The sequence below is a fragment of the Longimonas sp. genome (assembly GCF_046498435.1).
Classification (GTDB): Bacteria; Bacteroidota; Rhodothermia; order Rhodothermales; family Salinibacteraceae; genus Longimonas.
Window position 1 is genome coordinate 1 of the sequence record NZ_JAWOAR010000038.1, and the last position, 6374, is coordinate 6374.

The window sequence follows — 6374 nt, forward strand, 5'->3', positions numbered from 1 at the left end:
CCTAGCCTTCCTCCCCGGGGAGGAAGGACCCATAGGACGCTCTCATGAAGTCTCCCTCAGAGGAGGGGGATTTAGGGGGAGGGATTCCATACTATCACACAACCCGAAAAATTATCCTTGACAGAGCACTATTGCTCTGTCACACGTCATTCTGTAGGTTAAACCAAGATGGATACGCGTGCTGTGCCGTCCCGAAAAGTTCCTGCTAAACACCAAGGAGATGGTTCCTCCGACAGCGGTCGGAGCCACAGGGGCGCGGGACTGCGCTCACCATGACAGGCTTCGTGAGGGCTGATGCCAGGGGAACCATCAAAATGAGGGTTGACAGAGCAGTACGGCCGATACTGCACAGAAAAAGGCCGTCTCATCTGCATGAGACTATGCAAATGAGACGGCCTTTTCCTTGTACAGCGCGTATGCTTCCTCGGGGCAGCACCTCTACGTCACTACGCACCCGCTGGCGCGCCAAACTTCTCTCTGTATTGCGTGAGGCTCTTCATAACTGTAGCACGAGCTACCTCCGCATCCGAAAAGTCTTTGACCAACACTTCCTTGTCTTCCAGCTTTTTGTAGTCTTGGAAGAACTGATGGAGCTCTCGTAAGCGGTGCTCGGGCAAATCAGCAATATCGTAGTAATCGTTGAAGGCCGGATCATCAACATGAATGCAGATGACTTTTGCATCCTCTTGCCCTTCATCCACCATGCTCATCAGCCCAATGGGACGCGCACGCAGCAGGCATAGCGGCTCAACAGGCTCTTGCGCCAACACCAGCACATCAAGCGGATCTTCGTCGTCGGCATACGACTGGGGGATGAACCCATAGTTTGCCGGATAGACGACCGAGGAGTACAGCATCCGGTCTACGCGTAGCATCCCGCTCTCTTTATCCAACTCATACTTTACTTTTCCCCCTTGTGGAATTTCAATGATGACTTCGATGATGTCGGGGGCGTCTGGCCCAATGGAAATGTCGTGCCACGGGTGATCCATAAAGAGGCGTTACTGCGTTATGGGATGGTTACGAAATTGTAGGTCTACCACATTACATAACGGCGACGCTGAAAACCAGCGCCGCCGATTATTTTTTAATGGAATGCCCGCAATTTTACACAAAATCGGTGCGAGCGCCTCCGTAAGGGCCTCTGCTACAGTTCCATGTACAGGCATACATCCCGATTCATGGAGCCGAATGCGCCGTTTCAGTGCCTGGCAAGTCGGCACGCAGCCGTTCGGTGGGATCGTTTGTCTGCTCGGTGCTCCACCAGTAGGCGAGGAGCGCACTCATGCCCTGCACGTCCAGATACGCGGCGTCTACTTCGCTCCCCTCGGAGCTGTCGTCGATCAGATGCCCAAGTGTACGGGCCAGCCGGTCGGCGTCTTCGGTGCTCCGGTGCTCCAGACGAAGCACGCCCGTGCGGTGGGCGTCGCTAAGCGCAAACACTTCGTCGCGCGCGTCGATGGTAGTTTCCTCTTCCGATTCGGCACTTGCCCCTTCCTCGCCCGAGCGCACTCGCACTCGCACGGGCCGCACGCCACGCTCAGTCAGCGCGTCGGCTAAGGCGTTGCCTGCAGCATTGTCCACATGTACAACGACAGAGGACCGTGCCGTGTACGGATCTTCGGCAAGGCGTCCTTGCACCTCTTCAGCGACGGCCTCAACCGAATCGTCCACCGGCTTTGTGAGCGTACGTCGAATCACAAACGAGGTGTTTTCATCATCATTGCGTTCTACAACAGTAAGCGCTAACTGATCGGGCGTACCAGGCTCCACCGCAAGACCGAATGCAAATGCGTTTGCCATAATGGTATTGGGATTAGTGTACAGAAACGTATCACTCAAAGGCATTGCCTGCCGTGTCGTTTCCCCTAACAACTAACAACTACGAATCGGAAACCTCCGTAGCGGCAGGCTCGGCATAGTGTACGCTAAACAAGCGATTGGGATCAGTCCACGTTGTTCGGCGCTGCCAGTCCGCACGGGCGAGCAGTGCGTCGAAGCCTTCCAGAGTGTACTTGTGCGAGTACTCGGTGCAGATGGAGGCGCCCGCCTCGAATGCAAACGACTGGCCTGCCACCTGAACAGTCTGATCGGTCTGGCTCACCAGATGCATCTCGATACGGCTGTGTTCGGCATCCCACCGCGCTTCGTGCCGAAACTGATCGACGGCAAAATTGGCATCGAGTTCGCGGTTCAAACGTACGAGCAGGTTCTTGTTAAACGCAGCAGTTACGCCTTCGGGATCGTCGTATGCACGGCGCAGGCGGTCGGGGTCTTTCTTGAGATCGGCCCCAATAAGCAGCCCGCCGTTGGCTCCGACCCGTGTGCGCACCTGCTTCAAAAATGAGACGGCCTGCTCGGGCAAGAAGTTGCCGATGGTAGAGCCGGGGTAGAACGCAACCGCACGGGTGTAGGCATCAGCAGGCACAGGCATCGGAACCATAGCAGTGTAGTCGGCCCACACCGGAAACACAGGCAGTTCCGGAAACGCCTCGGCAATGCGCTCAGACGCAGCCAGCAGGTGCTCCCGCGCAATGTCGATGGGTACGTAAGCTGCCGCATCGTGCAAAGCCTCCAACAGCCGATGCGTCTTCTGGCTGGTGCCGCTGCCATATTCAACGAGCGCAGCTTCGGCCCCCACATGAGAGGCCATGTCGTTGGCGTGAGCGTCTAAGATCTGCACTTCGGTGCGCGTGGGGTAGTATGCTTCCAGCGTGCAAATGTCATCGAAGAGCGACGATCCTCGCTCATCATAGAGATACTTCGCGGGGAGTTGCTTGGGCGTCTGCGATAGCCCATGAATCACATCGTCTTTCATGGACTGCGTAGTGCGCGGGCCGTCGGTGAGCGGGTGCACACCCGGCTTTAGCGCGGTCGAAGAAGATGAGGAAGCCATAGATGGAAGAATAAGTCGGATGATACGAATCAGGGCGAAGCCGCTCGCTGCAGCTCCGCCCCGTTCATCTAACGCAGCATGTGCCGGTTATTGGATCGTGCGCGCCAGACGCAGGCCCATAAACTGCCAGGCTTCATCGGGATGGAAGAAGTTGCGGTATGTGGGCCGGATGTGGGTCTCAGACGTTGCACATGAGCCTCCACGCAGCACAAACTGTCCGCACATAAACTTACCGTTGTACTCGCCAATGGCACCCGGCAGCGGCTTATAGCCCGGATACGGCGAGTAGTGGCTCTGCGTCCACTCCCACACGTCGCCATACATCTGGTGCAGCGGACCGCTGCCATGCGTCGGCGTGTGGCCCGGCGCATCTGCTGAAATAGCCTGGGGATGGTAGGATTCGCCTTCGACAAAGTTGCCTTGCACGGGCAGCCCCTCGGCAGCGATTTCCCACTCGGCTTCCGTGGGCAGGCGTGCATCAGCCCAGCGGGCAAACGCGTTGGCCTCGAAGTAGCTGAGGTGGCACACCGGCTCGTCGGGGTTGACCTCGCGCATCCCCCCAAGGGTGTACACATACCACTGATCGTCGTGGCGCTCCCAGTAGTAGGGTTCGGTCCATTCGCGCTCTTGCACAGTTGACCAGCCTGCCGAGAGCCACAGCTCGGGCCGCTCGTAGCCGCCGTCCTCCATAAACGCCATGTACTCCCGGTTGGTAACCAGGCGATTGCTTAGCTGGAACGGCTGCAGATAGGTGCGATGGCGCGGCGTTTCGTTGTCGTAGTGGAAGCCGTCGCCATCGTATCCAATCTCGTAGAGCCCCTCCCCGAAATCGACCCAGCGCAGCGGCATGGGCTCGTCGGGACGCGCCTCGGGCAGGTCGTCGCGATACGACGGACGCAGGGGGTTGACCGACAGCACATGCTTCATGTCGGTCACCATGAGCTCCTGGTGCTGCTGTTCGTGGTGGATGCCAAGCTCAACCAGCGGGGCGATGGTGTCCATCATCTCCGCATCGGCCTGGTCGAGCAGCCTGTGTACCTGCTCATCAATAAAGGCGCGATACTCGAAGACTTCGCTGACTGTAGGACGCGAAATGTACCCGCGGCGGTCGCGGCAGTGGCGCTCGCCAGCCTGGATGTAGTACGAGTTGAAGAGGTAGGCATACTGCTCATTCAACGGCTCAAAGCCGTCGAGATGGGGCTCCAGCACAAAGGTCTCAAAGAACCAGCTGGTGTGGGCCAGGTGCCACTTGGTTGGGCTTACGTGCTCTTCAGTTTGCACCACGAAGTCTTCGGTGTGCAGCGGCTCGCAGAACTGTTCAGTCTGGGCGCGCATCGTCGCAAACCGGCTGGGCAGCGTGGCCCGATCGGTACATCGCAAGCGGGCCGACGAATCGGTCGGAGAGACAGTGGTAGACATAGCGCGTTGGGGCGAAAATGGAAAAGCGGTTACGGCTCAACTATGTGTACACAAACGGTGTACACATGCATAAAAGAAAGCGTGCACGGTGTCTGTACAAGCCTTTGTATAGAACGTTACACATCTGCCTCCATGCAGTTTGAGAGACAAGCTATTTTCTGCATGAAGCGGATATGTTTGGAGCTATGCCTCCTGGCGGAATGGAGCTATTGGGTCGGGATATGTAAACACGTATCCGAGTGTATTCATGAGCTTGGCGGATACCACACGCTTCCCGTCTGCATTAGAATCGTCTGCAAACGTGGGCGGGTCGCCGCCATAGTCGCGGGCTGCCGCTTCGTAGAAGGCGCGCCGCGTAGGATGTTTGGGCGCAACCACATTGAACACGCCCTGCACCGCTTCCTGCTCAATAATCGCCCGAATAACCCCCACCACATCCTGCTGATGCACCATGTTCACCGGGCCCTCGGGACGCTTCACATCGGTGCGCCCGGCAATAAAGCGCCCCGGATGCCGCTCGGGGCCGAACAGTCCGCCCAGACGCAGGATCACGGCGCGCTCCGGGTACGCGGTGACAACGATCTGCTCTGCATCACGCACCGCATCTGCCGTAGATCGGCGCGGCGCGGGGGCCGTGTGCGGCGTGTGCGGGTCCACAGCCTCTTCGGTTACGGCGCCATTGGTCGGTGGATACACCCCTGTCGAACTGGTGTAGATAACACGCGCTACGCCGTGGGCCTGCGCCTGGGCCATAAGCATCGCAATTTGGTCGGGATACGGAGCCTCGTCGGCATTAGAGCGACCGGGCGGCAGGGTACAGATGAGCACATCGCTTTCGAAGAGCGCGGGGGCCGCAGGCGTAGGCTCAGGACGAAAGGCCATCACATACGATTCAATGCCTGCGTCGGCGAGCTCCGCCTGCCGCGATGAACGGGTGGTGCTGCCTTGAACGTGGTGGCCTTCTTGGACCAACACACGCCCTGTGGGGAGTCCGACCCATCCGCATCCAATGATGCTAATAGACAAGGAAACAGAGTGCTTCGATGACGTATCGGTCATACGAACGTGCGAGCAAAGATGCCTGAGAGTGCATGTAACGCGGATGCACCGTACGACCTGCTACTGATGCAGTTCGCTATCCATCGCCGATTCGGGCACGTCGTCGGTAGACGTTTTCTGCCGGATTTTGCTGGCTTCGTCGGGCATCATGGGAGGCGTCTCGGGTTCCGCACGTGGAAGCACAACCGTAAAGGTACTTCCCTCTCCTTCTGTAGAGTCTACCTTCACGGTTCCGCTGTGACGCTCTACAATCTTTTTCACAATGTACAGCCCCAATCCCGAGCCGCCCTCGTTTCCGGTAGGTTCGGGCGAGAGGCGTTTGAATGGAGCAAACAGGCCGTCTTGTTCGTGCGGACTCAGACCGGGTCCTTCATCAGACACGGCAATGTACACGTCCGATTCGGTTGCCGTTACGTCGATGTGGATATCACTCCCCAGCGGGGCGTACTTGACAGCGTTGCTCACCAGGTTGTTCACGGCTTCGCGAAGCCGGTCTTCATCCCCCATCACAAACACGTCAGACGCCGACGCGGGGCAGTGGATGGTCTGCTCCTTGCGCTTGGCCTGATCAGCAAAGCTGTGTGCAATAAGGGTTGCCATCGTGCTCACGTCTACCGCGCGGGTATCGAGATCGCCATGCACGCTGCTTGCGGCCGACGACAACAGGTTGTTGATTACTTCCATGGCTTCTTCTGCCGAGTTGTGGATCAGTGAGAGCCGGCGGGCAGTTACTTCGGGGTCGCGTTGCTCTTCCATGACGACCTCGGTGAGGGCGCGGATGCCAAACACCGAGTTCTTGAGGTCGTGCGCGGCGACCCCCAGCATCTTCGACTTCTCGTCCATGGTTTGTTGCAGCACCTTGTTGCTGCGAATGAGTTCGGCGTTGTAGCGCGCCAACTGACGGGCTTGCATCTGGATGTGTGCCGTACGCTGCTCCACCAACTGCTCCAGCCGCTCGTTGCGCCGCATGAGCCTGCGGATGCCCCACCCTACAGCAACG

The 6374-nt window shown here is 58.3% G+C and carries 6 protein-coding genes; all 6 read right to left on the bottom strand.

The genetic code is table 11. The annotated features are described in order from the left end of the window. Positions 1-446: 446 nt before the first annotated feature. Positions 447-992, bottom strand: a complete 546-nt coding sequence (locus R6U20_RS01550) for an inorganic diphosphatase (RefSeq protein ID WP_410336112.1) — start codon at positions 990-992, stop codon at positions 447-449. Positions 993-1179: 187 nt separating this feature from the next. Continuing rightward, the gene (locus tag R6U20_RS01555) at positions 1180-1803 is read right to left on the bottom strand and encodes a hypothetical protein (protein ID WP_410336113.1); all 624 of its coding nucleotides are present in this window, start codon (positions 1801-1803) and stop codon (positions 1180-1182) included. 79 nt (positions 1804-1882) lie between these two features. Next, on the bottom strand, positions 1883-2896 hold the full coding sequence (egtD, locus tag R6U20_RS01560; protein ID WP_410336114.1) for an L-histidine N(alpha)-methyltransferase: 1014 nt from the start codon (positions 2894-2896) through the stop codon (positions 1883-1885). 87 nt (positions 2897-2983) lie between these two features. Further along, positions 2984-4315 (bottom strand): ergothioneine biosynthesis protein EgtB, encoded by a 1332-nt coding sequence (gene egtB / locus R6U20_RS01565; protein ID WP_410336115.1) that lies wholly within the window; start codon positions 4313-4315, stop codon positions 2984-2986. A 183-nt stretch (positions 4316-4498) separates the two neighbouring features. Next, positions 4499-5374 (bottom strand): SDR family oxidoreductase, encoded by an 876-nt coding sequence (locus R6U20_RS01570; protein ID WP_410336116.1) that lies wholly within the window; start codon positions 5372-5374, stop codon positions 4499-4501. Between the two features lie 60 nt (positions 5375-5434). Next, a partial coding sequence (locus tag R6U20_RS01575; RefSeq protein ID WP_410336117.1) for a sensor histidine kinase occupies positions 5435-6374 on the bottom strand: 940 nt, incomplete at its 5' end.

What these genes read in the sequence shown, in the direction of transcription:
- R6U20_RS01550 (WP_410336112.1), bottom strand. Translation starts at nt 992, where the DNA reads ATGGATCACCCGTGGCACGACATTTCCATTGGGCCAGACGCCCCCGAC.
- R6U20_RS01555 (WP_410336113.1), bottom strand. Translation starts at nt 1,803, where the DNA reads ATGGCAAACGCATTTGCATTCGGTCTTGCGGTGGAGCCTGGTACGCCC.
- egtD (WP_410336114.1), bottom strand. Translation starts at nt 2,896, where the DNA reads ATGGCTTCCTCATCTTCTTCGACCGCGCTAAAGCCGGGTGTGCACCCG.
- egtB (WP_410336115.1), bottom strand. Translation starts at nt 4,315, where the DNA reads ATGTCTACCACTGTCTCTCCGACCGATTCGTCGGCCCGCTTGCGATGT.
- R6U20_RS01570 (WP_410336116.1), bottom strand. Translation starts at nt 5,374, where the DNA reads ATGACCGATACGTCATCGAAGCACTCTGTTTCCTTGTCTATTAGCATC.